This is a genomic window from Halopiger thermotolerans (assembly GCF_054654555.1).
The window spans coordinates 439,375-463,418 of sequence record NZ_BAAIEU010000001.1; the positions used below are offsets into that span (position 1 = coordinate 439,375).

Consider the following 24,044-nt stretch of genomic DNA (forward strand, 5'->3'; position numbering starts at 1 on the left):
CGACATCGGTATCGGCATCGTCGGCCGGTCAATCGGTACTCGTGGATCGCTGGGCGTCGCGAATCGGTGTGCCGCGGTGTGCGGTACCGCGTCAGTCCTCGGTCGTCGTCTTGTCGACCTCGAGTTCGCCGCGTTCGATCTCGGCGCCGTCCTGTGCGACCTTCTCGGCCAGCACCGCGCACTTGACGCGCATCGGTGAGATGTCGACGCCGAGCATGTCGATGACGTCGTCGCGGTCCATCTCGAGGAGTTCCGCGACCGTCATTCCCTGGAGTTCCTTCGAGAGCATGCTCGCGGAGGCCTGGCTGATCGCGCAGCCGTCGCCGGAGAACGCGACCTGCTCGATGGTCGCGTCGTCGTCGTCGACGGCGCCGTCGAGTTTGACGTCCATTCGAATCTCGTCGCCGCACATCGGGTTCTCGCCGACGTGGGTAAACGTGGGATCCTCGAGTTCCCCGTAGTTGCGGGGGTTCTTGTAGTGATCGAGGATCTGCTGTCGGTACATATCGGAGCCCAGTCCCATCGTTACCCGTGGGTACGGCAGGTTCACCGAAAAGGGTTCCGACCGGGACGATAGCGACGATCGTACGGCGGACGTGCGACCGTTTCGGACCCGCTCGCCGTCACACGGCGCCCGCGCGTCGACGAGTCACCACGAAGACGCAGCGGTCCGCCCCTTCGTGCACGCAGCGGCGCTGTTCGACGTGTAACGGTTCGTCGTAGTAGTCCGCGATCACCTCGAGGAGGCCCCGGGCGAGCGCGCAGAGGCCGCCGGCGACCTCGTGGAGCGCCGCTAGGTCGCCGCGTCGTACACCTCGGTGACGAAATCCTCGAGCCCCTTCAGGACGATCCCGTGCACGGTCAGGCTTCCCCCGCGGAGCGTCCCGCTCGCCGCGAGTCCCGGTCGGACTCGTCGGTCGCGTTTGGTACGGACGACGGCAGTGCCTCCAGAAATGGAGCGAGTGGTAAATAGCTTGTTACAGGCAGCGAGTTCCTCGCTCACCGACCGGTCAGCGCGGATCGATCGCGACGGCAGTTCGGAAAACGGTTGCACGTCCTCGGCGCGGGAAGCGGTTGGTGGTCGGTACCGCTACGTCGACCCCTGGTCGATCGGGGGGTTACGGTAGCAGCCATCGACGATGACGAGCACGCCGATGATCGCCGCGGCGAACAGCGCTTCGACCAGCGACACGCTCGCCACGGTCGCGACGACCAGTGCAACCGCGAACGCAGCCGGCACGATCCCAAGCAGGAGGTCGTACCGGCTGGCCGCGGTGAGAACGTCGACCAGGGCGTCGAACGGGTCCCGGTCGGGACGGCCGATGGTTTTCTCGTACATACGTTCTCACCTCGGCATCGGACTAGTACCGACGGGACGCGGATAAATCCTCCGCGGGTTTCTTGTTGTTTGATAGGTGACAGAGGCCGTCACCGGCGTCCGCGGCCGCGCTACCGCTCGCCCGCCACTTCGGCGTCGAACTGCCGAACGTACTCGCGGACGAACGCCGCACGATCCGCAGCGAGTTCCCGGCCCTGTTCGGTGTACATCCGCTCCGGCAGGTCGAGGAGCTTCTCGTGGATGTGGTCGTACTGCGTCCCCTGCGGGGTCGAGGCCGCGGCGCCGTCGCCGCCGTCGACCGCGGCATCCTCGTCGCGCCCGCCGTGGATCGGCGAGCCGACCGCGCCGCCGTGGGCGAACGCGCGAGCGATCCCCACCGCGCCGAGCGCGTCGAGGTTGTCCGCGTCCGAGACGAGCTTCGCCTCGAGCGTCTCGGGGTCCAGCGCGTTCGAGTAGCGGTGGGTGCGAACGCAGTGCTGGACGCGCTCGATCGTCTCGGCGTCCGCGCCGACGTCCGCGAGGATGTCGCCGGCCTCCCTCGCACCCCAGATCGCGTGGTCGTCGATCTCGCCGCGGTCCTCGCGCTCCCGGCCGATGTCGTGGAGGTAAACCGCGAGGGTGACGACCCGTTCGTCGACGGCGTCGCCGTCGGGGCGGCGATCGATCAGCGTCTCGGCAAGCGCCGCGACCCGCCGGACGTGCTGCCAGTCGTGGGCCGGCGGTGCATCCTCGAAGTACGTCCGAGCGCGGTCGCGAACCGCCTCGAGCGTCGAGGGAGACGGGGGCATGGACACGGCACCCCGTTTCGGTGGCACTGACAAAAGCGTCTCCCTCGATCAGCACTCGGACTGTTCGCGGTCGTGCTCGCGCTCGAGCGTCGGACACGCCGGCAGCAGGTGCTCGGGAACGGCGCCCGCGTTCTCGTAAAGCGCGTCGAGGACGACCGCGACCTCTTCGAACCGCGGTCCGCGCGTCGCCTGAAACGGCGCTCGTTGCCACTCGATGTACCCCGCGTCGGCTAGCATCGGGAGGTGGCGGTGGTGGAGGTCGATCCGCAACTCGTTGGCGTCCGCCTCCGCCCCCGCGGGTGGGACTGCCGCGTCGGGCAACGACACTGAGCCACCGTCGGGTACGGCCGCGAGCTCGTCGACGAGGTGCCGCCGCGGTGCGGCCGACAGCGCTTCGAACGCGCGGTCCCATCGTCGGATCGCCTCTCGTGCCTCCTCTCGCCGGTGGCTTGTCATACCCGCATATCATGACATCGTTTATCATAAATGTGTGCAACGGTAACATTCGATCGAGTTACTGCTGACGACCGACTCGCCGGTACGGCGGGCGGTCGAGAGAACTAGCCGAAACAACACAGCTGGGTAGTACGGGTGGTGAAGCGGCCGATTGGGCGAACGGTTCCCGCGTCCTCGAGCGCGTCGACAGCTCGTCGACCTCCTCGCGCGTATCGTGAGACCACCATTTTCCTCTCAGGTTCGCACCCGCCGATCGCTCACCGCTCGAGCAAAAATCTGGACCAAAAAGCCGCTCGCTCCGTTCGCGGTCTACTTAGGCAAACAGCTCTCGCGCGTCATCCAGCGCATCGACGAGCGCGTCGACCTCCTCGCGCGTGTTGTAGACGTAGAACGAGGCTCGCGTCGAGGCCGGGACGCCGAGTTTGTCGTGGAGCGGCTGGGTACAGTGGTCGCCCGCGCGGACCGCGACCGTGTGGTCGTTCATGATCGAGGCCAGGTCGTGGGCGTGGACGCCCTCGACGTTGAAGCTCACGAGGCCGCCGCGGTCGAGCCCCGGTTCGGGACCGTAGATCTCGACGTCGTCCTCGGCGGCGAGTTGCTCGTAGGCGTAGCGGGCCAGCTCCTCCTCGTGGGCCCGGATGCGCTCCATGCCGACGTCCTCGAGCCAGTCGACGGCCTCGTGGAGGCCGACCGCTTCCGCGATCGGCGGCGTGCCGGGTTCGAACTTCCAGGGCAGGTCGCCCCACGTGGAGTCCTCGAAGGTGACCTTCCGGATCATCCCGCCGCCGTAGAGGTACGGCTCCATCGCCTCGAGCAGGTCTTGCTTCCCGTAGAGGACACCGATGCCGGTGGGACCGGCCATCTTGTGACCCGAGAAGGCGTAGAAGTCGGCGTCGATCTCTTTCACGTCGACCGGGCGGTTGGGGACGGCCTGGGCGCCGTCGATAAAGGAGAGCGCGCCGTGCTCGTGGGCGAGATCGGTGAGTTCCGAGACGGGGTTGACGGTCCCGAGCGTGTTCGAGACGTGGACCGCCGAGACGATGGCGGTGTCGTCGGTGATCAGCTCCCGGGCGTGGTCCATGTCGAGCCGGCCGGTCTCGTCGACCCGGATGTACTTCACGTCGGCGCCGGTCCGCTCGCCGATCTGCTGCCACGTCACGAGGGAGGCGTGGTGTTCCATCTCGGTGAGGACGACCTCGTCGCCGGGACCGAGTTCGTTCAGTCCCCACGAGTAGGCGATCAGGTTCTCGCCCTCGGTCGTGTTCTTGGTGAAGATGACCTCCTCGCGGCCGTCGGCGTTGATGAAGTCGGCGACGCGGTCGTGAGCCTCCTCGTAGGCGATGGAGGCCTCCTGGCTGAGGTGGTGGATCCCCCGGTGGACGTTGGCGTTCGTCTGCCGGTAGTAGTCGCTCATCGCGTCGACGACCCGATCGGGGGTCTGAGTCGTCGCCGCGTTGTCGAGGTAGACGACCTGCTGGCCGTCGAACTCGCGCTGCAGGATGGGGAACTCCTCGCGGATGGCCTCGACGTCGAACGACTCGAGGTTCTGGTGGCTCATTGTGTGTCTACAGGGAGCCCATACAAAACACTCCTTCGGTCCCTCCACGGTTTGCTTCCATCGCGGTCGCCTCCCTCGGCCGGAAGTGACGTTCGAGGTCTACCGCGGTGCCTCGAGCAGCCGCGCCTCGCAGTCGTCGCAGGTGAGCGCGTACACCCGCTGGGATCGACAGCAGGACTCGACGGTTTCCTCGCCGAGCGAAACGGGGCCGCCACAGCGCGGACACGTCTCGAGGAACGCCCGCAGGCCGGTCGCCAGCCGGCTGCGGTGGGAGAGGGGCCGCCGGTTCCAGTCCGGGATCCGATCCGCGAGCACCTGCGCCCCCGCGAGATCGGCAAGCAGTGCCGGTTCCGACTCCCAGCGACCGACCGTCCGCTCGTCGGCGCGGACGACGACGCGCTCGTCGCCCCGCTCGATCGTCACCGTTTCGGGATCGACCTCGAGGAAGCGCGCGGCCTGCCGCCGCCGGTCGCCGGCGCGCCGCACGTCGATTTCGGTTTGCCAGGCGCCGCGAACCGGCTCGGGGAGACAGACATCGTCGGGCGATCGCTCGTCGTGAGACTGTCCCTCGCCGTCGCCACAGGGAACGACGATCCGGTGCTCGAGGAAGATCCGTTCGGGCTCGACCGATGCCGGCGCACCGCCGCTCTTGTGGCGGTCCGCCGTGTCGGCGACCGACGGTTCGTCGGCGACGGCGACTCCCTTGTCGAATGCCGCGAGCACCCGGTCCGGGAGGTAGCGCTTCGTCAGCGTCGGCGTCCCCGGCACCAGATAGCCCCGGAGGTAGATCGCGGCAACCGACAGCGCGAAGACGATCGGCGCCGCCGGAAGGGACGCGACGGCGACGGCGGCCGAGAGGGCGACCGCGAGCGCGATGTTGACCGCGGTACACGGGAGACACCGATTGGCGCCCGTGTACTCCGGTCGACGGAGCCGCTCGAGCGGCCCCGACCGTTCGGATGCCATACCGGAACGATCACGACAGTTAACAAAAACGTTCGCCCGTCGTCGAACGCGGCGGCGACGGACGCGTTCCGGCTCGAGCGGCCCCGTCGAGGCTGTTTCCTGGTCTGATACCGCGGCCGGTGACTTATACGGGCCATCGTGGTAGGCCCCGGCGGGATGGCCGCGATCGACACGACAGCGCTCACGAAGGAGTACGGCGACCTCACCGCCGTCGACGGGCTGGATCTTACGGTTCGAGAGGGCGAGGTGTTCGGCTTCCTCGGCCCGAACGGCGCCGGGAAGTCGACCACGATCAACATGCTGCTCGATTTCACCCGTCCGACGGCGGGGTCGGCGACCGTACTCGGCTACGACACACAGGCCGAAGCCGACCGGATCAGCCCCCGTATCGGGATCATTCCCGAGGGGTTCGACATCTACCCGCGGCTCGACGGCCGCCGCCACGTCGAGTTCGCCGTCGAGACCAAGGACGCCGACGACGACCCCGACGAGATCCTGGACCGCGTCGGGCTCGAGCCCGCCGCGCGGGACCGGGCGGCCGGCGAGTACTCGACCGGAATGCGCCAGCGCCTCGCGATGGGGATGGCGCTGGTCGGCGATCCGGACCTGCTGATCATGGACGAACCCTCGAGCGGCCTCGATCCCCACGGCATCCGCGAGTTGCAGGACCTCGTTCGCGCGGAGGCCGAACGGGGAACGACCGTCTTCTTCTCGAGTCACATTCTCGAGCACGTCGAAGCCGTCTGCGACCGCGTGGGCGTGTTGAACGACGGCGAACTCGTCGCCGTCGACACGATCGACGGCCTGCGCGAGTCGATCGGCGGCGAAGCGACGGTGGAACTGGCGCTCGCCGACTCCGCGGGCGCAGAGGAACTCGCCCCCGTCGCCGCGTCGATCGACGGCGTTTCCGACGTCGCCGCGTCCGGGCGGACGCTCGAGTGTACGGTCGTCGACCCGGCGGCGAAGGCGATCGTCGTGACCGAACTCGTCGACGCGGGCGCGACGGTTCGAGACGTCCGGATCCGGGACGTCTCCCTCGAGTCGCTGTTCGCGAGTCTGACCGGCGATGCGGGCGCCACGTCAGCGGCCGCGGCGCCGGAAGCCGACGCCGGGGATCCGACGGCCGCGGGTTCGGGGGTGGCGGAATGACCGCCCACATCGGCACCGTCGCGCGCAAGGAGTTCGACGACGCCGGCCGGTCGAAGCTGCTCTGGGCGCTGATCGGGTTGCTCGTCGGCATCGTCGGCGTCGGCTACGCGGCGATCTGGTACACGGCCGACGACGTGACCGCGGCGGAGATGCTGAGCTTCCTCGGATTCCCGCTGCAGACGATCGTGCCGATCGCCGCGCTCATCGCCGGCTACATGGCGGTCGTCGGCGAACGCCGCTCGGGCAGCATCAAACTCCTGCTCGGCCTGCCGCCGAACCGGACGGACGTCGTCTTCGGCAAACTGCTTGGGCGGATGGCCGTCGTCGGCGCGGCCGTCGCCCTCGCGTTCGTAGTCGCGCTCGTCCTGAGCGTGGTCTTCTTCGGCGGCGTGCCGATCGTCGACTGGCTCGGCTTCGCCGCGGTCACGCTGCTGTTTGGCGTCGCCTTCGCCGGGCTGGCCGTCGGCGTTTCCGCCGCCGTCTCCACTCGGGGCAAGTCGATGGCGCTCGTCGTCGGCGTCTACATGGTCCTCGTTGCGCTGTGGGAGCTCGTCACCGCGGGCCCGTACTACCTCATCTACGGCGAAGGGCCACCCGTCGAAGCCGAGACGTGGTACCTCCTCCTCGAGCAGTTCAACCCGATGTCGGCCTACACGACGCTGGCCAGCGGGATCGTCGAGGGGACCGTGCCGTCGTTTACGTTCCAGTACGGCCTGGAGAGCTTCGAAGCGGCGCAGTTGACGCCGGCCGAGCGGTACGCCGGCGCGGGCGAGGCGCCCTTCTTCTTGCAGGACTGGTTCGGCGTCGTCGTCCTGCTGTGCTGGCTGATCGTGCCGGTCGCGATCGGCTACTACCGGTTTCAGAAGGCGGATCTCTAACGGACTCGGCGGTCGACCGCAGCCGCGACCGCGGTCAGTACATCCGCAGTAACTGCGCGTGAAGCGTCTCGCCGACCTCGAGGACGTTCGCCTCGTCGATAAAGCCCTCCTCGATCGCGAGTTCGACCGCGCGGGTGCCGACGATGTTGGCGATGTCGGCCCGCGCGAGGCTGTCGACCACGGCGCCCTCGTCGACCTCGTCGCCGCCGTAGAACTCCTCGTTGACGGTCAGCGAGACGGCCTCGGTCTCGAACGTCTCGCCGAGCACGTCGCTGTCGCAGACGGCGACCAGCAGCCCCTCCTCGGTCTGTCGTTCGTTGACGATCATTCCTTACTCCAGTTGCCAGTCCTCGTCGTCGCGGTCGGACGCGCGGCCGGGGTCCGTGATGGACACGTCCTCCGGCTCGCCCTGCTGGAACGCGGACTCGCGACCTGCGCCGGCTCCGCCTGGCGCTTCGCCAAACATTTCCTCGCGCTCCTCCATGACGCGCTGTTCGGCCCGCTCGCGCATCTCGTTTGCCTCCTCGGCGATCTCCTCGGCCTCGTCGTACTCGCCCAGCTCCTCGAGGATGTGGGCCTTCTCCTCTAGGACCTGCGCGTTGCGCATCCCCAGCCGGATCGCGTTGTCGATGCAGTGGAGCGCTTCCTCGGCCAGCCCGCGCTCCGAGAGGAAGAAGGCGCGGTTGAACCAGCCCTCGGCGAACCGCTCGTCGATCTCGACGGCCCGCTCGGCGTGCTCTAAGGCCTGGGCGGTCTCGCCGAACTCCCAGAGCGCGTACGCGAGGTTCGTCTCGGCGGTCGCGGCGTGTTCGCTCGAGTCGTCGATCCGCAGGGCCTCGCGGTGGGCGCCGATGGCCTCGTCCCACTCCTCGAGTTCGGCGTGGGCGACGCCCTTGTTCACCCAGGCCTCCTGCTCGATGCGGTCATCTTCGGCGAAGTGGGCGGTCCGCTCGAAGGCCTCGGTGGCCTGCTCGTAGCGGTTGATCTGCATGTAGTTCAGGCCGACGTCGAGCAGCTCCTGGGCGTCGACCTCGTCGCTCGCGATGTTTTCCTCGTCGAGCATGTCGGCGACGACGCGCGAGTCGACGGGGTCGACCTTCGAGGGATCGACGTCCAGTTCGGGCGGGTCGAGGTCGAACTCGTCGTAGGGGTCGTCGAACCCTTCCCCTTCGGAGAACTCGTGCCGATCGTCGTCGGCCTCGCGATCAGTCATTAGCCGAATTTGGCAGTGCGGACTGTTAAGGGCTGCGACCCGGCTATCTCGGAATCTCCCGTCGGCCGAACCGGGCGACGCCGATCGCGGTCAGACACCGAGCCGTCTGGTCGCCGTCCGGAGCGACTGCGTCACCGACGCGGGGTGGGGCAGCCCGAGTCGATAGCGGATCCGGTCTTGCCGCTTGAACGGCTCGAACACCGCCGGCTCCTCGAGCTCCCAGATCCGCGCCGGGGAGCCGCGGTAGCCGGACCGCTCGAGGATCGCGTTCGCCGCGCGGCGACCGGCCTCGTTCGCGGATTCCATCGAGGCGAGATCGGCGTTCGTGCGGACGTAATCGGCCGCGAGCGCGAGGTTCGGGACCTCGACGTCGGCGGGCGGGCGATTCCGGAGCGCACCGACGGTGTTGATCAACAGCGGGGACCGGTTCTCGACGCCGTCCCCGTCCTCGGTTTCGACGATCGCCGGATCGAGGAACCAGTCGACGAGCGCGTCGTCGGTGAGTCGGGCGTCGGCCGCGCCGTCCCGGTTCAGGTGCGCCTTCAACTGCGCCCAGATCTCCGTCGCGATCTCCTCACGCGTACACGCTCTCGCGGGTTTGTCGATCACCGTTCCGGGCGTCTCCCAGTCGGACGCGATCACCGAGAGGACCCCCTCGACCGCGTCGGGGCCGCGCTCGTCGAGATCGTACGCCGTCCAGAACTGCCGCTGGGAGATCGAGGTCAGCGCCCACGGCGAGTCGGTGTACACCTGGTGGCCCCGCGTCAGTTCGACGTCCGCCGCGAGGTAAAACTGGATCCCGTTCATCCAGGCCGTCTCGAGGCGCTCGATCCCGCGGAGTTCGGGCGCGAGCCGCGCGAGCGCCGGGGTGACGAACTCGGGCGCGACCTCCACCGGGACGGCCAGCACGTACTCGTCGGCCCGGACCCGCCGCCCGTCGGCGAGCGCGAGTCCGGTCACGCGGCGGCCGTTCGACTCGAGTTCGCGGACCGGCGTCCCCGGCCGGAGGTCGACGCCGCGGGACTCGAGGGCGCGACGCCAGGGCTCAATCCAGGCCTCGTTGGTCGGCGCGTTCAGGACCCGCTCGGTCGGGCGGGCGGGATCGAGCTGGCCGAACAGCAACTGGAGGTAGATCGTGCCGATCGTCCGGGCGCTGCCGACCTGCGGTCGGAGCGCGACCAGCGCCTGCGTCGCGTAGGCGAGCCGATCCCGGAAGGCCTGCGATCGGTGCTCGGCGTCGATGAACTCCCACCAGGAGACGGCGTCGAGTTCGTTCTCGCGGCGCCGCTCGCAGGCGGTCAGCAGGTACAGCAGTCGCTCGAGCAGGAATCGAACGTCCGCGGGCGGCAGGTCCTCGGCGAAGGCCGGCCGCAGCGCCTCGAGCCAACCGCGGACCGAGTCGGGCGTTCGCGTCTCCGCGATCGTCTCCGGGGCCGTCGTGCTCGCGATCAGCGTCGCCTCGGTTTCGACGAGGTTGTCCGCGACGGTCCCGTCGCCGTCGGGAATCCGAGACATCGTGTCGATCACGTGCCGGTAGAACGCAGGGAAGAACCGGAAGCCGTGTTCGCCGTGTAACGGCCGGGGCTCGTCGGAGACGGGCATCGATCTGGCCTTCCCGCCGAAGCGCTCGTTCGCCTCGAAGACGGTCACGTCGAACCCGCGAGTTGCGAGTTCGTGGGCCGCGGTGAGGCCGCCGATTCCGCCGCCGACGACGGCAACGTCCGTCATGGCCGTCCCTGGGGGAGCGGGGGAGATAACCGGCGTCCCTAACGACCTCGGGGCGCCGGCGCTCGAGCGAACGCAACGCCGCAACGCCCAATGGTGCGCGCCGCCGTACGGTGGCGTATGGGCAAGCGACTGTTCGTCAGCGTCGACCTCCCGGACGACCTCGCTGAATCGGTGGCCGACCTCCAGAACGAGTTCGCGGACGCGAGCGGGTTGAACTTCACCGACCCCGAGCAGGCCCACGTCACGCTGAAATTCCTCGGCGACGTCGACGAAAACCGACTGCCGGCCCTCGAGGACGAACTCGCGGCCACAGTCGACGACGCCGGCGTCGACCCCTTCGAGGCGCGGTTCGGCGGCCTGGGCGTGTTCCCCAGCCTCGAGTACATCAGCGTCGTCTGGTTCGGGGCCGAGACCGGCGGGGAGGAACTGACCCGGCTCCACGAGGCCATCGAGGAGCGGACGACCGCGATGGGGTTCGACCCGGAGGACCACGACTTTACGCCCCACGTCACGCTCGCGCGGATGGAACACGCCGGCGGGAAGGAACTGGTGCAGGAACTCGTGCGGGAGCGCGATCCGACGATCGGCGAGATGCGCGTCGACGAGGTGCGGCTGACCGAGAGCACGCTGACCGACGACGGGCCGGTCTACTCGACGGTCGAGCGGTTCCCGCTCGAGTGACGACGGTACGCGCCGATCCGGACGGCGACCGCGGGCCGTCAGTGACCGTGACCGTCTCGCTGTTCGCACCGTCCGCCGACGACGACTCTCCGGACGCGGATACCGTCAGGAGCGGGACGAATGGCTATGATAGGTCCGATCGGTGTAGGGCGGCGTGGGAACGATGGCGCGATCGGATCGGACGGGCGACGGCGCCGAGGACGGGACCGGCCGCGACGCCGGGGTCGTCAGCCGGCGCGAACTGCTCGCCTCACTGGGCGGCGCGGGGGCGGCCTCGGCGATCGCGCCGCGGGCGACAAGCGCCGCCGCGAACCCCCGCCGCGTCCGCGTGCGCGTCTACCCTGGTCCCGTCCCGCTGCACGGGTGGGCCCACGCCGGCGTCGCCGGCATGCACCGCGACTGGCCGCTCCCCTTCCGCGACGGGTTCGCGGCGATCGACGGAGCGATCGAGCGCCTGCTCGCGTACGCACGCCAGCGCTCCCGGCTCGAGAACCTCGAGATCGACGTCGAACGCGGCTCGCGGGTTCGGTACCCACTCTCGGCGGTCGACGGGCCGGGGGAGGTCGTCGCCCCGTCGCTGCCGACGGTGCTCGAGACCTTTCGCGAGCAGTTGCGCCGGCGGGACGCCCTCGAGGAGTTGACGACGCACGTGCTGTTTTGCTGGTCGCCGTTCAACTACCGCGTCGGCTACGGCGGGACGCTGTCGCCGAACGCGAGGATCGGCTCGCGGGCCGACGAAGCGGACGAGGCCGCGAGCACCGACGGGGCGCGAACGCCCGTCGACGGCGCGCTGGCCGTCGCGAACCTCGGCGCGACCGAGCTCTGGGACTCGCGGGCGGTGACACAGAACATGGCGATCCACGAGACGTTACACACGTTTCTCACGCCCGAGGACGCCGACGCGGTCAACGGTTCGCCGTGCGACCACGACTTAGGCGCCGCCGTTCGCTCCGACGACGGCGACGGCCGACGGGTACGCGTCACGCCGATGGCGACCGCCTACGCCGGCCCGGATCGAATTCGGATCGCCGACGGCGCCGCCCGCTTTCCCGGCCGCGGCTGCGCGACTCACGAGCGGTTCGCCCGCCACGACGGCCTCGAGGGCGTCGACCGCTACGAGTACGCCCCTGCGCCGACCGACGCGACCCTCGAGGCGGCAACGCGCTACCTCGAGCGGACGCTTTCAGGGTGAATCGGGCCTCGGACGCCCAAACGGGCTCGATCACCGGACGATCGGCAGGTCGAGACGACGGTCGAATCCAATGGACAAGATTTTAAGCCAGCATGGGCTACCTTCGGCCACTATGAGTAAGAAATCGAAGGGCAAGAAAAAGCGACTTGCCAAACTCGAGAACCAGAACAGCCGCGTTCCGGCCTGGGTCATGATGAAGACCGACATGGAGGTCCAGCGGAACCCGAAGCGACGCAACTGGCGACGCAGCGACACTGACGAGTAACGATGAGCGCGAGTGATTTCGAGGAACGCGTCGTTACCGTTCCGCTGCGAGACGTCAAGAAGGGAGCCAACCACGAGGCCGCGGACCTGGCGATGCGGCTCGTCCGCGAGCACCTCGCGAAACACTTCGCGGTCGACGAGGACGCCATCCGCCTGGACCCCTCGATCAACGAGGCCGTCTGGGAGAACGGCCGCTCCAACCCGCCGCGAAAGCTCCGCGTCCGCGCGGCCCGCTTCGAGGAGGAGGGCGAGGCCGTCGTCGAGGCCGAGGTCGCCGACTAAACTTGCAACGTCTCGCCTTCGCCGGGTCGGCGTACGTCGGCGTCTTCGCCCGCGCGACCGACTCGTGCGTGCTCGTTCGCCAGGACGTCGACGACGACGTCGTCGCCGACCTGTCCGACGAACTCGAGGTGCCCGCCATCGAAACGACCGTCGGCGGTTCCTCGACGGTCGGCGCGTTAGCGACCGGTAACGAGAACGGCCTGCTGGTCAGTTCTCGCGTCCTCGAGTACGAGCGCGAGCGCCTCGAGGAGGCCGTCGACGTGCCGATCGCGGAGCTGCCGGGCAACGTCAACGCGGCCGGCAACGTCGTGTTGGCGAACGACTACGGCGCCTACGTCCACCCCGACCTCTCGCGGGAGGCGATCCAGATCATCGAGGACACCCTCGAGGTGCCCGTCGAGCGCGGCGACCTCGCGGGCGTCCGGACGGTCGGCACCGCCGCGGTCGCAAACAACACCGGGGTGCTCTGTCACCCGAAGGCGACCGACGAGGAACTCGACTTCCTCGAGGAAGCGCTGGACGTCCGGGCCGACGTCGGCACCGTCAACTACGGCGCGCCGCTGGTCGGCTCCGGCCTGATCGCGAACGAGTCCGGCTACGTCGTCGGCGAGGACACGACCGGTCCGGAACTGGGCCGGATCGAGGACGCGCTGGGCTACATCGACTGATCGGTCGGCATCCCCGGCGCTGCAAGTCGCGACCCCTTCTCACCTTTTCGGACCGTCCGTCCGACCGGTAACTACATTTACTCGAGAGCGAGTACGCTATTCATGAGTTGGCAGGATCTCGTCTTCATGGCCGGCAGTCTCCTCACGGTCGCCGTTCTCGCTCCCGCCCTGCGGGACGTCTCCACGCGGATTCCGCTCGCGACGAGCCTGCCGAAAGCGACGCTGGGCGTCGTCTACGCGGTAACGTTCGCCACGCTCGGCATGCATCTCGCCGCGGCCGGACTCGTCGCGACGGGCGTGGCGTGGGCGCTGCTCGCCGCGTTTCGGTCGCCGACGGCGACGATGCCGGCGGTCTCGAGCAGGAGCGGGGCCCCAGCGGATGCGACGACCGGCACCGTCGACGCCGCGGCGCAACTGCACGGTCTCGAGGAGTAAACCGGCCAGCACCGTCGGCTATCCGCCGCACCGATCTCGATTACTGTTTCTCGAACTCGTGTAACACGACCTCGCTGTCGTCGTCCCACTCGAAGTCGTCGTGGACGCGCTCGAGCATCCGGCGGTAGATCTCGAGGTCGTCCATCCCCTCCGCCTGCGCGTCTTCGTCGGTCAGATCGCCCAGCGTGCGCTCGGTGACCGTCGTCACCTCGAAGGTTTCACCGTCGACGGTGAACGTGTCGCCCTCGTCGGCGTACCGGTGGCCGCGGTGGATCTGCGTCACCTCGCCCTCGAGGGCCTGGTTGCGCATTCGGTCGTTGGGTAACAGGTCGTCGGCATCGATCTCTCCCATGGGTCATCCGTGAACGGCGCGGACGAAATTAGTTGGTGGTCAGGTTGCCGACTGTCTCGGCTGCCCTCGAGACGGATCGGCGCGACCGAAAGCCACCCCCGTTTATAGAAGGGAAGATTCTTCCGACTGCCCGCCGGAGTGGGACCTATGAGTCAGTTTACGGTCACCGGCCGGTTCCAGACTCGCGACGGCTTCGCGGAGTTCGAAACGACCATCGAAGCGGAGAACGAGAACGTCGCTCGCGAGCACGCCTACGCGGAGCTCGGGAGCCAGCACAACCTCAAGCGCACCCAGATCGAGCTCGAGGACGTCGTCGAGAACGAGGAGGTGACGGCGTAATGGGTCAGCAGCAACTCCAGCAGCTCTCCCAGGAACTGCAGGAAATTCAGGAGCAGATCGAAGCGCTGCAGGCAAACGTCGAAGAACTGCAGCAGGAGAAAACCGAGATCGACGAGGCCATCGAGGCCCTCGAGACCCTCGAGACGGGCTCGACCGTGCAGGTTCCGCTGGGCGGCGGCGCCTACCTGCGCGCGACCGTCGAGGACATCGACGAGGCGATCGTCGACCTCGGCGCCGACTACGCCGCGGAGTTCGAGCAAGACGACGCCGTCGAAGCCCTCGAAAACAAGAAAGACACCGTCGACGACCGCATCGACGAGGTCAACGAGGAGATCGCCGAACTCGAGAGCGAGAGCGAGCAGCTCGAGCAGCAGGCCCAGCAGCTCCAGCAGCAGGCGATGCAACAGCAGATGCAGCAGATGGGCCAGGGACAGGGCCAGCCGGACGACGAGTAACCGCACGTAACCGCGGCCCCACGTTTCCGTTTACGTTTACCTACCCACCATGTTCGACAACCTGAAGAAGAAGCTCGGGAGCTTCCGGAAGGACGCCGAAGAAGCCGCCGAGGAGAACGTCGAGGAGGTCGAGGACGAGGACGACCTCGAGGACGTCGACGTCGACGAGGCGGCGATCGAGGGCGACGCCGAAACCGAAGCTGCCGACCCTGATACCGACGCAGCCGCCCCGGACGAGCCGGAAGCTCCGGCCCCGGAGACCGCCGACGAAACGGCCGCGGGGGCCGCCCCCGGCGGCGAGAGCGACCTCGAGGCGGCGGCGACCGACGCCGAACCGGCGGCGAGCACCGACGCGGCTGCCGCGTCGGACGCCGCGGCCGAGCCGGAATCGGAGCCGACGCCCGAGGCCGACGCCGCAGCCGCCGAACCCGAGAGCGGGTCCGAGTCCCGGTCCGATTCCGGACTGGACCTCGAGGGAATGATTCGCGGCGACGAGGCCGACGCCGAATCCGAGGAGCCGGCGGACGAGGCTGCCGAACCCGACGTCGACGCGGCGGAGACTGCCGAACCCGTCGAGGACGAAGCAGCCGGGGAGTCCGTCGACGAAGCCGAAGACGAGGACGAAGCCGAGGACGACGGCAACTCCACCGGCTTCGGCCGCAAGGCCAAATCGCTCGTCAAGGGCAAGTTCGTCATCGAGGAGGAAGACCTCGAGGATCCGCTCCACGAACTCGAGTTAGCCCTGCTCTCGAGCGACGTGGAGATGGGCGTCGTCGACGAGATCCTCGACAACCTGCGCGACGAACTGATCGGCGAGACGCGGGCGTTTACCACCTCGACCGGCGACGTGATCGAGGAGGCCCTGCGCGACGCCATCTACGACGTGATCAGCGTCGGCCAGTTCGACTTCAACGAACGCATCGCCATCGAGGACAAGCCCGTGGTCATCGTCTTCACCGGCGTCAACGGCGTCGGGAAGACGACCACGATCGCCAAGATGAGCCGCTACCTCGAGGAGCGCGGCTACTCGACGGTGATGGCCAACGGCGACACCTACCGCGCCGGCGCGAACGAGCAGATCCAGGAGCACGCCGATGCCCTGGACACGAAGTGCATCAGCCACGAGCAGGGCGGCGACCCCGCCGCCGTGCTGTACGACGCCGTCGAGTACGCCGAGGCCAACGACATCGACGTCGTGCTCGGCGACACCGCCGGCCGACTCCACACCGACGAGGGGCTGATGGACCAGCTCGCGAAGATCGACCGCGTCGTCGACCCCGACCTGACGCTGTTCGTCGACGAGGCGGTCGCCGGCCAGGACGCCGTCAACCGCGCCCGCGAGTTCAACGAGGCCGCCGAGATCGACGGCGCCGTCCTGACGAAGGCCGACGCCGACTCCAACGGGGGCGCGGCGATCTCGATCGCCCACGTCACCGGGAAGCCGATCCTCTTCCTCGGCGTCGGCCAGGGCTACGATCACCTCGAGCGGTTCGATCCCGACGAGATGGTCGATCGGCTGCTCGAGGACGACGAGGACGAGGAGTAGGCGACACCGCCGCCGATCGCTTCGGTGACGTACTCTTTGACCATCTGTTTTCGACGGCAGTCCATAGCGCAGTGCTCTCAACCGCTCTGGCGACGAATCTCGTCTGTTCCCTCCGACGAGGTTGTAATCGAGCGACTGCGCACGACTACCGGATCATATTACCGGCAATCGTGACGGCTTCTGTCGTATCGATTTGGGTGGCCCCGTCTGCCACCCTGTGGACGGAGATCTCCAGGATCACCGGAGTGTCAACGCGAACGTATGAGGCAACATTTACTGGTGGGGACGACCCACGACATGATTCGCCGAGTTACGGGAGCGTATACGTGTCGGGTACTAGTACCCGCCAAACAATGGTCCTTGAAGGTAGCAACACTAATTCTCGAGTCGACCGTCTCGCGGGGTGGTTCGCGTGAATAACGAAAACGCTCGCGTTTTCGAACTCACACAAACCACCGAGACGGCGAAGCCGTCTCGAGGTTCGCTTCACACCGTTCAGCCAACCACGAGGTGGTTCGCGTGAATACAGTCGAACAACACAAGCAAGAAAAACATCCGCTGGACGTCATCGAGGACGTGTACGACTACGCGGAGGGGGACCTCTCCGACGAGGAGATCGAGGAACGCGCCGGCGACGGCGAGTGGGAACGCCTGAAATGGGCCGGCATGTACTCCCAGAAGCAGGACGACTACTTCATGATCCGGACCAAGGTCCCGGGCGGCTACCTCACGCCCGAGCAGGCCGAGGTCATCGGGGAGTGCGCCACGGACTACGCCACCGCACCCGAGGAGTACGGCGGCGAGGAGCAAAACGAACTCTGGGGCGACGCATTCCTCGACATCACGACCCGACAGGACATCCAGAAACACTGGGTCGAAGTCTCGGACGTCCCCGAGATGTGGGAACGGTACGACGAAGTCGGGCTGACGACGGTGCAGGGCTGTGGCGACTCGGCCCGTAACGTCCTCGGCTGCCCGGCGGCCGGGCTGGACGACCACGAGTGTTTCAACGCCCAGCCGGTCATCGACGCCGTCTCCGATTACTTCACCGAGAACCGCGAGTACGCCAACCTGCCGCGGAAGTTCAAGATCACGATCACGGGCTGCAAGCACGACTGCGCCCAGTCCCAGATCAACGACGTCGGCCTCACGCCGGCGAAGAAGAAACTGGACGGCGAGTACTACTACGGCTTCCACGCCCGCGTCGGCGGCGGCCTCTCGGACGGCCCGCGGATGGCCTCCGATCTGGACGTCTTCATCCCGCCGGAGGACGCCGTCGAGTTCTGCCGCGCCGTCGCCCAGACGTTCAAGGAACTGGGCGACCGCAACAACCGCGGCGTCTGCCGAATGCGCTACCTCGTCGAGCAGATGGGCGCGGACAAGTTCGAGGAAGCCGTCCGCGACCGCTGTACCGTCGACCTGCCCGAAAGCGGCGAGGACCTGACCGTCGGCTACCGCGGCGACCACGTCGGCGTCCACGACCAGAAGCAAGAGGGCCTGAAGTACGTCGGCTTCAACGTCATCGCGGGCCGCATGGGCGGCGACGAGTTCGCCGAGGCCGCCCGTGCCGCCAAGAAGTACGGCACCGAGGACACCTCGATCCGCCTCGCGACCGACCAGAACTTCCTCATCACCCACATCCCCGAGGAGAACGTCGACGACCTCCTCGCAGAGCCGTTCGCGCAGGAGTACAGCCCCGATCCGGGGCCGTTCTCGCGCGGCGCCGTCGGCTGTACGGGCACCGAGTTCTGTAACTACGCCATCATCGAGACCAAAAAGCGCACCAAGCGCTGGGCCCGCGAACTCGACGAGCGCATCGACACGCCCGACGACTTAGAGGTCGTCCGGATGCACATGTCGGGCTGCTCGGCCTCCTGCGCCCAGCCCCAGATCGCCGACATCGGCTTCCGCGGCGAGACGGTCAAACTCGAGGACGAAGACAGCCCGAACGACGAGGGAGACAACCTCGTCGAAGGGATGGACTTCGGCCTCGGCGGCGCGCTCGGCGCCGACAACGAGTTCTTAGACTGGATCGAGCGCGCGGTGCCCGCCGAGGGCGTGATCCCGGCGCTCGAGCAGCTGTTCGACGCCTACAACGAGGACCGCAACGAGGGCGAGCGCTTCTACGAGTGGGCCCGCCGCGTCGACAACGAGCGACTCCGACGGCTCATGACCGACGCCGACGCGCCGGTTGCACGAGGTGTTGCCCATGGGGACTGACGGAAACGAGGACGGAACCGACGGACAGGACGCCGAGGACCGCACGTTCCCCAGCGTCCCCAAGTCCGAAGCCCGCGACGACGACGCGGTCATCGTCCCCGACGCCGGCAACGCGGCGCCGCGCTCGCGGGACGGCACGGAGCACGCTCGAGAGGGCGCCATCGCGACGGACGGCGGGCACGGCCACGAGCACGCGGAGGGCGATAGCTGCTCGCCCGACACCTGCACCTGCGGCGAGAAGACGGCCGACGCTGCGTCAGCCGATAAGCCGGTTGCGACGGACGGCGCCGGCGTCGCCAACGTCGACGAGGAGGGCAACCTCGGGGACCTCGAGTTCACCGAACCCGCCGAGAACGTCAGCCAAGACGTCTACGACGACGCGCCGGACACCCGCGTCGGCGTCCCGGAGGGCGTCGACCTGGACACGCCGGAGTACTCCATCCGGTCGGAGATGAACGACATCGAGACGCCGGACGAGAAGACCTGGTTCATGGAACTGGACGAGGCCGTCATCGACGAGGGCCGCTGTATCCAGTGCGGAACGTGCGTCGCCGCCTGTCCCTCCGACTCGATCGGCGTCGGCGACGACGACCTGCCCAAACTGGTCAAGATGTGTACCGGCTGTTCGCTCTGCTGGGACTTCTGTCCCCGCGGCGGGCTCCGGTACGAGCGCCAGTGGAAGATCACCGGCGGCGAGGACAACGTCAAGGGCGCCGGCGACCCGATCACGGAGTTCTCCGCGAAGGTCGACGACGACTGGACCGACCAGGCCCAGGACGGCGGCGTCGTCACCGGCATCCTCGCGACGCTGCTCGAGGAGGGCGAGATCGACGGCGCCCTCATCGCCACCGAGAGCGACGAGGAGGCCTGGAAGGCCGAGAGCTTCCTCGCGACGACGAAGGAGGAGCTCATCGCGAACGCCGGCACGGTCTACAACCAGACGCTGGCGCTGGGCAACCTCGATCTCGAGCAGTGGGAGGACAAACTCCCCGACAAGGACTGGGACGACCTCTCGCTGGCGCTCGTGGGCACGCCCTGCGAGATCGAGGGCATCCGCGCCCTGCAGGACTTCGAGTGGGACTATCAGGCCCAGAACGAGGGGATCCGCGCGGTCGACTACACGATCGCGCTGATGTGTACGAAGAACTTCAACTACTACAGCCTCATGGGCGAGATGGTCCAGGAACAGCGCGGAATCGACCCCGAGGACATCGGCAAGATGGACGTCCTCCACGGGAAGATGATGATCTACGGCCACGACGGCGAGATGATCTTAGAGGAGGACATCGAGAACTTCCACGACGCCGCGCTCAAGGGCTGCGACGAGTGTGCCGACTTCACCGGCTTCTGCGCCGACGTCACCGTCGGCTCCGTCGGCTCGAGCGACGAGTACTCGAGCGTCATCATCCGCACCGAGCAGGGCATGAAGGCCTGGGAGCTGACCGAGCCGAACCTCGACTACCACGACTTAGAGGACCGCTCGGCGATCGGCAAGCTCCAGGGCTGGGACAAGAAGAAGGCCTTCGAGAGCTTAGAGCGGCCCTTCGACCCCGACGCGCCGCGGTTCATCGACTACACTGACCACGCCGAGAACTACGGCACGGCGCTGAACCCGCACGATCAGGGCCACTGAACTGGACGCCCTACCGCGATGCGGGTTGGACGAACGGGCGCGATCGGTCCGCTTCGCTCGATTTTCTTCGGTCGGCGTTGGAAGCGATCGACGGGGCTGAGACAAGACATTCGTTCGACGCGACGAGGCGGGGAGTCGCTAGCCCTTAGTCGATCGTCCACGTAGGGGCGGCCATGACTCGAGGCATCGCCGAGTTCGGCCCGGTACGGGAACTGGTCCCCGAGTGGGCCGCGATCGTCGTCGCGCTCCTGACGCAGTTGGGCGACGTCTGGTTCCTGGCGCTGCTCGTCGGCGGATTCTACCTGTACCGGACGGACGACCGCGAGGAGGGAGCCGTCCTCGTGGGCCTGCTGCTGGCCGGGTTCGGAATCCTCCTCGCGCTGAAATACGCCTTCGCGCTCCCCCGGCCGGACCGGACGCTGGTGCGACTCGAGGCGCTGCCGGCGGTGGTCCGGCCGCTGTACGCGGCGACCGGGACGGCCGACGGTTACGGCTTTCCGAGCGGCCACGCGTTCATGACGACGGTGGTCTACGTCGGCCTCGCCAGACGGCTCTCGATCGGAACGGCCCGCCAGCGGCTGCTCGGCGCGGCGGCCGTCATCGTCGCGGTCTGTCTCTCGCGGGTTCTACTGGGGGTGCATTACTTCGTCGACGTCGCCGCGGGAGCGGCCGGCGGACTGATCCTGGTCCTCGTCGCGGGGTGGCTGATCGACCGATACGCGGCCGATCGCGGCACGGCCGCGTTCGCGCTGGCCGTGCTCGCGAGCGCGAGCGCCGTCCTCGTCGCCGGCGACGATCCGGACGCCGTGCTGTTACTCGGCGCGTCGCTCGGCGCGTTCGGCGGGTGGCAGCTCGTCCGGCTCGGCGAGCGACTCCCGGACCGCGAGTCGGACTGGCGCTCGCGGATCGATCGTCGGCTCGCGACCAGAATCGGGCTCGTCGTCGGCGCGTTCGTCCCGCTGACAGTCGCGCTCGTCTACTTCGGGCTCGTCCGGATGCCCGTCGCCGCAGCGAGCGGTGCGCTCGGATTCGGTCTCGCCGCGGCCCTCGCGGTCCCCGTGCTGCGCGCGACGGGATCGCGCCGGGCCAGCGGTATCTGACGTCTCCCCGTCCGGCCGCCCCTCAGCCCGTCTCGGTGATCTCGCCGTCGACCGCGGCGCCCTCAGCGACCGTCACCGCGCTGCCGGTGACGTCCCCGTCGATCTCCGCGCCGCTCGCGAGGGCGACGGCGCCGTCCGCTTCGAGACTCCCGTCGACCGCGGCATCGCTTCTCAGAACGACGCCGCCGCCGGCCTCGAGGTCGCCGTCGATCGCGGCCCCCGGATCGAGCCGGACGTCGTCCCCGGCCTCGAGATCCCCGTCGAGTTCGGCCCCGTCCTCGAGGACTACCTGGGTGCCGGCCTCAACGTCGTCGTCGACGGCGGCGCCGGGCTCGAGGACGACGGAACCGTCGGTCTCGATCCCGTCCTCCGGTTCGTCGTCGGGCGAGACGACGACGAGGTCGTCGGTCGATCCGTCGGTCGCGTCCACCTCGCCCCCGCCCGCCTCGTCGCCGTCGGCGTCGGAACCGCCGGTTTCCGTTCGCGAATCGGCGTCCGACTCCGCGCCCGCGGTTTCCGACGCCGACTCGGCGCCGTCGCCGAAGCGCTCGTACTCGCCCTCGTCGGCCCCGCGCTCCCGCCAACGAGCGCCGGCGTCGGACTCCAACCCGGTGCAACCGGCGAGACCGACCGCGGCGCCGCTCGCGGTCCAGAGCAGCCGGCGTCGGGAGAGGCGCAATCGTCGGGATCGGGACATCGTACGGGGATCGGACACCGACGGAACGGAAAGTCGTTGTGCGCCTTCGCAGCCGATGAGACAGCGGAAGCGGACGGACCGCCCACGACGCGGAGTCGGCGCGCTTATCGGCGCCCGCTCGAAACGGCCGCCATGGAATCGCGATCGCGCATCCGAGTCGCGACGCCCGACGACGCGGCGGCCGTGCGCGACATCTACGCGCCGTTTTGCGAGTCGACCGCCGTCACCTTCGAGGAGACGCCGCCGTCGACGCTCGAGATGGCCGACCGGATCGAATCGACGCTCGAGGAGTACCCGTGGCTGGTCTGCGAGGTCGCCGATGCGGAGCGCAGCGCCGCGAGCGGTCGGCCGCGGTCCGACGACGGCGAGGTCGTCGGCTACGCCTACGCCCACCGGCTGCGCGAGCGCCGGGCCTACGACTGGGTCGTCGAACTCTCGATCTACGTCGCCGAGGACGCCCGCCGGTCGGGCGTCGGCCGGGCGCTCTACGAGTCGCTCTTTGCGGTGCTCGAGCGCCAGGGGATCCGCGACGCCTACGCGGTGACGACGCTGCCGAACCCCGAAACGGTCGGCTTCCACGAGAAGATGGGCTTCGAACGCGTCGGCGATTTCCCCGCCGTGGGTTACACGGCAGCCGAGTGGCGGGACGTCGCCTGGTGGCGCCGCTCGATCGGCGAGAAGGGAGACGAACCGGACCGGCCGCGGTCGTTCGCCGCGCTGCGGGACGATCCTGACGTCGACCTCGAGTCGCTCGTCGCGGCGGGCGAGGGACGGCTCGAGCTCTAGCGGGGTTACTGCGAGAGCAGGTCGGCGACCATCTCGGACGCGAACTCGAGTTCGTCCTCGTTGACGCCGTGGCCCATCCCCTCGTAGATGCGCGTGGTCACGTCGGCGTTCAGGTCCTCGAGGACGGTTGCGGTCTCGTGGACCCGCTCCTCGGGGATGTGCGGGTCGGAGTCGCTGCAGCCGAGGAAGGCGGGAGTGTTCTCGAGATCACCGTCGACCTCGAGGTAGTCGTCGGGGTCGATCTCCTGCCCGATGAGGCCGCCGCTGAAGGCGACGAGACCGCCGTACCGCTGCGGGTCGCGCGCGACGAACTCGCTCGAGAGGCAGGCGCCCTGCGAGAAACCGAGCACCATGATCCGTTCCGTGGGGATGCCGGCGTCGTTCGCTTCGCCGATAGCGTCCTCGATCGCCTGCAGGCCCGAGGTGCGGCCGGGCTCGTTTTTCTCGACCGGCTCGAGGAACGAGTTCGGGTACCACGTGCGTTGGGCCGCCTGCGGGGCCAGTAGCGCGACGCCCTCGCGGTGGAGTTCGCTGCCCATCTGGACGATGCTGCGGGCCGTGGCACCGCGGCCGTGAACGAGGACGATCGCGGCCTCGGCGTCCGCGAGGTCGGTGCCGGCCGTCACCAGTTCCTGGCCCTGGTGGGGGTTCTCGCCGTGATGGCCGCCGCCGCGGTTCATTCGACACCACCGACGCCGGCGCTGGCGTCGGGCAGGTCGTGTTCGACGACCTCGAGGCCGAGCGCCTCGATCGCGCCCCGGAGGTGTTCGTCCTTGGCGTACTCGGCGCCGTCTTCCTCGCGGAGTTCCTGGGCCTTCGCGAGGATCTCGCCGCGGCGGTCGTTCGGAATCTCGTACTTATCGGCGCTCAGTTCGATGACCAGGCCGTTGTTGTCGCGGGTGTAGATCGAATGGAAGATGCCCCGGTCGAAGACGTTGTAGCCGTGGCCGGCCTCGTCGAGCGATTGCATGATCTCCTCGTACTCGTCTGGTTCGACGCTGAAACAGAGGTGGTGGACAGCACCGACGCCGGCGCGCTGGCCGCGCGCGGAGGGGCGGTCGTCGCTGACGAAGAAGGTCAGGATGCGCCCGTCCCCGGTGTCGAAGAACAGGTGGGTCTGGGAGGGGTCGTCGAGGTTCGGCTGGCGCAGCACCAGCGGCATCCCCAGGAGGTCTCGGTAGAACTCGACGGTGTCCTCCTCGTTGCTTCCCCAGATGGTGATGTGGTCGGTGCCCGTCGTGTGGAACGGGCTGTCGGGGAGTTCGGGCGTGACCGGGGCCGGAGTCGTGGTCGTGGGTTCTGAGTCATCGGACATGAAA

General features: G+C 68.3%; 29 protein-coding genes and 1 pseudogene. 15 read left to right on the plus strand and 15 right to left on the minus strand.

What is annotated here, in order from left to right; genetic code table 11:
- Positions 1-91: 91 nt before the first annotated feature.
- From sufU to ACYQ26_RS02280, 8 genes and pseudogenes are all read right to left on the minus strand, one after another.
- A complete protein-coding gene (gene sufU, locus ACYQ26_RS02245; RefSeq protein ID WP_459806671.1) occupies positions 92-523 on the minus strand; it encodes a Fe-S cluster assembly sulfur transfer protein SufU in 432 nt (143 codons plus the stop codon).
- 100 nt (positions 524-623) lie between these two features.
- Positions 624-782: pseudogene (locus ACYQ26_RS02250) on the minus strand (V4R domain-containing protein); the annotation flags it as partial.
- 11 nt (positions 783-793) lie between these two features.
- Positions 794-1,003 (minus strand): hypothetical protein, encoded by a 210-nt coding sequence (locus ACYQ26_RS02255; RefSeq protein ID WP_459806673.1) that lies wholly within the window; start codon positions 1,001-1,003, stop codon positions 794-796.
- A gap of 87 nt (positions 1,004-1,090) precedes the next feature.
- Positions 1,091-1,339: a DUF8015 family protein gene (locus tag ACYQ26_RS02260; RefSeq protein ID WP_459806675.1), complete on the minus strand. Its 249-nt coding sequence runs from the start codon at positions 1,337-1,339 to the stop codon at positions 1,091-1,093.
- A 110-nt stretch (positions 1,340-1,449) separates the two neighbouring features.
- Positions 1,450-2,127, minus strand: coding sequence for an HD domain-containing protein (locus ACYQ26_RS02265; RefSeq protein WP_459806727.1), 678 nt, complete (start codon positions 2,125-2,127; stop codon positions 1,450-1,452).
- A 48-nt stretch (positions 2,128-2,175) separates the two neighbouring features.
- Positions 2,176-2,583 carry a hypothetical protein gene (locus ACYQ26_RS02270; RefSeq protein WP_459806677.1) on the minus strand — a complete coding sequence of 136 codons (408 nt, stop codon included), beginning with the start codon at positions 2,581-2,583 and terminating at the stop codon, positions 2,176-2,178.
- A gap of 313 nt (positions 2,584-2,896) precedes the next feature.
- Positions 2,897-4,141 carry an aminotransferase class V-fold PLP-dependent enzyme gene (locus ACYQ26_RS02275; RefSeq protein WP_459806679.1) on the minus strand — a complete coding sequence of 415 codons (1,245 nt, stop codon included), beginning with the start codon at positions 4,139-4,141 and terminating at the stop codon, positions 2,897-2,899.
- 99 nt (positions 4,142-4,240) lie between these two features.
- Entirely contained in the window at positions 4,241-5,107 is an 867-nt protein-coding gene (locus ACYQ26_RS02280) for a DUF8054 domain-containing protein (RefSeq protein WP_459806680.1), read from the minus strand.
- Positions 5,108-5,263: 156 nt separating this feature from the next.
- Between ACYQ26_RS02280 and ACYQ26_RS02285 the strand changes: the two genes are divergently transcribed.
- Together ACYQ26_RS02285 and ACYQ26_RS02290 are read left to right on the plus strand one after the other, a co-directional pair.
- Positions 5,264-6,256: an ABC transporter ATP-binding protein gene (locus ACYQ26_RS02285; RefSeq protein ID WP_459806728.1), complete on the plus strand. Its 993-nt coding sequence runs from the start codon at positions 5,264-5,266 to the stop codon at positions 6,254-6,256.
- Positions 6,253-7,134, plus strand: coding sequence for an ABC transporter permease subunit (locus ACYQ26_RS02290; RefSeq protein WP_459806682.1), 882 nt, complete (start codon positions 6,253-6,255; stop codon positions 7,132-7,134). Before ACYQ26_RS02285 ends, ACYQ26_RS02290 begins: the two co-directional genes overlap by 4 nt.
- Before the next feature lie 34 nt (positions 7,135-7,168).
- Here the strand turns inward: ACYQ26_RS02290 and ACYQ26_RS02295 are convergent, their stop codons facing one another.
- The 3 genes from ACYQ26_RS02295 to ACYQ26_RS02305 all read right to left on the minus strand — a co-directional run bounded on the left by ACYQ26_RS02295 (position 7,169) and on the right by ACYQ26_RS02305 (position 10,075).
- Entirely contained in the window at positions 7,169-7,462 is a 294-nt protein-coding gene (locus tag ACYQ26_RS02295; protein WP_459806684.1) for a DUF424 domain-containing protein, read from the minus strand.
- A gap of 3 nt (positions 7,463-7,465) precedes the next feature.
- Positions 7,466-8,347 (minus strand): tetratricopeptide repeat protein, encoded by an 882-nt coding sequence (locus ACYQ26_RS02300; RefSeq protein ID WP_459806686.1) that lies wholly within the window; start codon positions 8,345-8,347, stop codon positions 7,466-7,468.
- 90 nt (positions 8,348-8,437) lie between these two features.
- Positions 8,438-10,075 (minus strand): hydroxysqualene dehydroxylase, encoded by a 1,638-nt coding sequence (locus tag ACYQ26_RS02305; RefSeq protein ID WP_459806688.1) that lies wholly within the window; start codon positions 10,073-10,075, stop codon positions 8,438-8,440.
- Between the two features lie 117 nt (positions 10,076-10,192).
- Between ACYQ26_RS02305 and thpR the strand changes: the two genes are divergently transcribed.
- The 6 genes from thpR (at position 10,193) to ACYQ26_RS02335 (ending at position 13,597) form a co-directional block, all read left to right on the plus strand.
- Positions 10,193-10,756, plus strand: a complete 564-nt coding sequence (thpR, locus tag ACYQ26_RS02310; RefSeq protein ID WP_459806690.1) for an RNA 2',3'-cyclic phosphodiesterase — start codon at positions 10,193-10,195, stop codon at positions 10,754-10,756.
- 163 nt (positions 10,757-10,919) lie between these two features.
- A complete protein-coding gene (locus tag ACYQ26_RS02315; protein ID WP_459806729.1) occupies positions 10,920-11,948 on the plus strand; it encodes a hypothetical protein in 1,029 nt (342 codons plus the stop codon).
- Between the two features lie 112 nt (positions 11,949-12,060).
- Positions 12,061-12,213: a 50S ribosomal protein L39e gene (locus ACYQ26_RS02320; protein WP_120246041.1), complete on the plus strand. Its 153-nt coding sequence runs from the start codon at positions 12,061-12,063 to the stop codon at positions 12,211-12,213.
- A gap of 2 nt (positions 12,214-12,215) precedes the next feature.
- Positions 12,216-12,494 carry a 50S ribosomal protein L31e gene (locus ACYQ26_RS02325; RefSeq protein WP_459806692.1) on the plus strand — a complete coding sequence of 93 codons (279 nt, stop codon included), beginning with the start codon at positions 12,216-12,218 and terminating at the stop codon, positions 12,492-12,494.
- Positions 12,495-12,496: 2 nt separating this feature from the next.
- A complete protein-coding gene (locus tag ACYQ26_RS02330) occupies positions 12,497-13,162 on the plus strand; it encodes a translation initiation factor IF-6 (protein WP_459806694.1) in 666 nt (221 codons plus the stop codon).
- A gap of 102 nt (positions 13,163-13,264) precedes the next feature.
- Complete coding sequence (locus ACYQ26_RS02335) at positions 13,265-13,597, plus strand: hypothetical protein (protein WP_459806696.1); 333 nt, start codon at positions 13,265-13,267, stop codon at positions 13,595-13,597.
- Positions 13,598-13,637: 40 nt separating this feature from the next.
- Here the strand turns inward: ACYQ26_RS02335 and ACYQ26_RS02340 are convergent, their stop codons facing one another.
- Entirely contained in the window at positions 13,638-13,949 is a 312-nt protein-coding gene (locus ACYQ26_RS02340; protein WP_459806697.1) for an ASCH domain-containing protein, read from the minus strand.
- A 147-nt stretch (positions 13,950-14,096) separates the two neighbouring features.
- Here ACYQ26_RS02340 and rpl18a point away from each other — a divergent pair, with 147 nt between their 5' ends.
- The 6 genes from rpl18a to ACYQ26_RS02370 all read left to right on the plus strand — a co-directional run bounded on the left by rpl18a (position 14,097) and on the right by ACYQ26_RS02370 (position 21,242).
- Positions 14,097-14,288 (plus strand): 50S ribosomal protein L18Ae, encoded by a 192-nt coding sequence (rpl18a, locus tag ACYQ26_RS02345; RefSeq protein ID WP_459806698.1) that lies wholly within the window; start codon positions 14,097-14,099, stop codon positions 14,286-14,288.
- A complete protein-coding gene (pfdA, locus tag ACYQ26_RS02350) occupies positions 14,288-14,743 on the plus strand; it encodes a prefoldin subunit alpha (RefSeq protein ID WP_459806700.1) in 456 nt (151 codons plus the stop codon). Before rpl18a ends, pfdA begins: the two co-directional genes overlap by 1 nt.
- A gap of 49 nt (positions 14,744-14,792) precedes the next feature.
- Positions 14,793-16,289 carry a signal recognition particle-docking protein FtsY gene (ftsY, locus tag ACYQ26_RS02355; protein WP_459806701.1) on the plus strand — a complete coding sequence of 499 codons (1,497 nt, stop codon included), beginning with the start codon at positions 14,793-14,795 and terminating at the stop codon, positions 16,287-16,289.
- Positions 16,290-16,808: 519 nt separating this feature from the next.
- Positions 16,809-18,509, plus strand: a complete 1,701-nt coding sequence (locus ACYQ26_RS02360; protein WP_459806702.1) for a nitrite/sulfite reductase — start codon at positions 16,809-16,811, stop codon at positions 18,507-18,509.
- Positions 18,499-20,142, plus strand: coding sequence for a Coenzyme F420 hydrogenase/dehydrogenase, beta subunit C-terminal domain (locus tag ACYQ26_RS02365; RefSeq protein ID WP_459806703.1), 1,644 nt, complete (start codon positions 18,499-18,501; stop codon positions 20,140-20,142). Before ACYQ26_RS02360 ends, ACYQ26_RS02365 begins: the two co-directional genes overlap by 11 nt.
- A gap of 173 nt (positions 20,143-20,315) precedes the next feature.
- Positions 20,316-21,242, plus strand: coding sequence for a phosphatase PAP2 family protein (locus ACYQ26_RS02370; protein WP_459806704.1), 927 nt, complete (start codon positions 20,316-20,318; stop codon positions 21,240-21,242).
- A 22-nt stretch (positions 21,243-21,264) separates the two neighbouring features.
- On the opposite strand, the gene ACYQ26_RS02375 is transcribed toward ACYQ26_RS02370, so the two are convergent.
- Positions 21,265-21,939 carry a bactofilin family protein gene (locus ACYQ26_RS02375; protein WP_459806705.1) on the minus strand — a complete coding sequence of 225 codons (675 nt, stop codon included), beginning with the start codon at positions 21,937-21,939 and terminating at the stop codon, positions 21,265-21,267.
- Between the two features lie 132 nt (positions 21,940-22,071).
- On the opposite strand from ACYQ26_RS02375, the gene ACYQ26_RS02380 reads away from it, so the two are divergent.
- Positions 22,072-22,725: a GNAT family N-acetyltransferase gene (locus tag ACYQ26_RS02380; RefSeq protein ID WP_459806706.1), complete on the plus strand. Its 654-nt coding sequence runs from the start codon at positions 22,072-22,074 to the stop codon at positions 22,723-22,725.
- 5 nt (positions 22,726-22,730) lie between these two features.
- Here the strand turns inward: ACYQ26_RS02380 and ACYQ26_RS02385 are convergent, their stop codons facing one another.
- Together ACYQ26_RS02385 and ACYQ26_RS02390 are read right to left on the minus strand one after the other, a co-directional pair.
- Positions 22,731-23,405 (minus strand): alpha/beta hydrolase, encoded by a 675-nt coding sequence (locus tag ACYQ26_RS02385; protein ID WP_459806707.1) that lies wholly within the window; start codon positions 23,403-23,405, stop codon positions 22,731-22,733.
- Positions 23,402-24,040 carry a VOC family protein gene (locus ACYQ26_RS02390; protein WP_459806708.1) on the minus strand — a complete coding sequence of 213 codons (639 nt, stop codon included), beginning with the start codon at positions 24,038-24,040 and terminating at the stop codon, positions 23,402-23,404. The genes ACYQ26_RS02385 and ACYQ26_RS02390 overlap by 4 nt, the downstream gene beginning before the upstream one ends.
- Positions 24,041-24,044 lie beyond the last annotated feature (4 nt).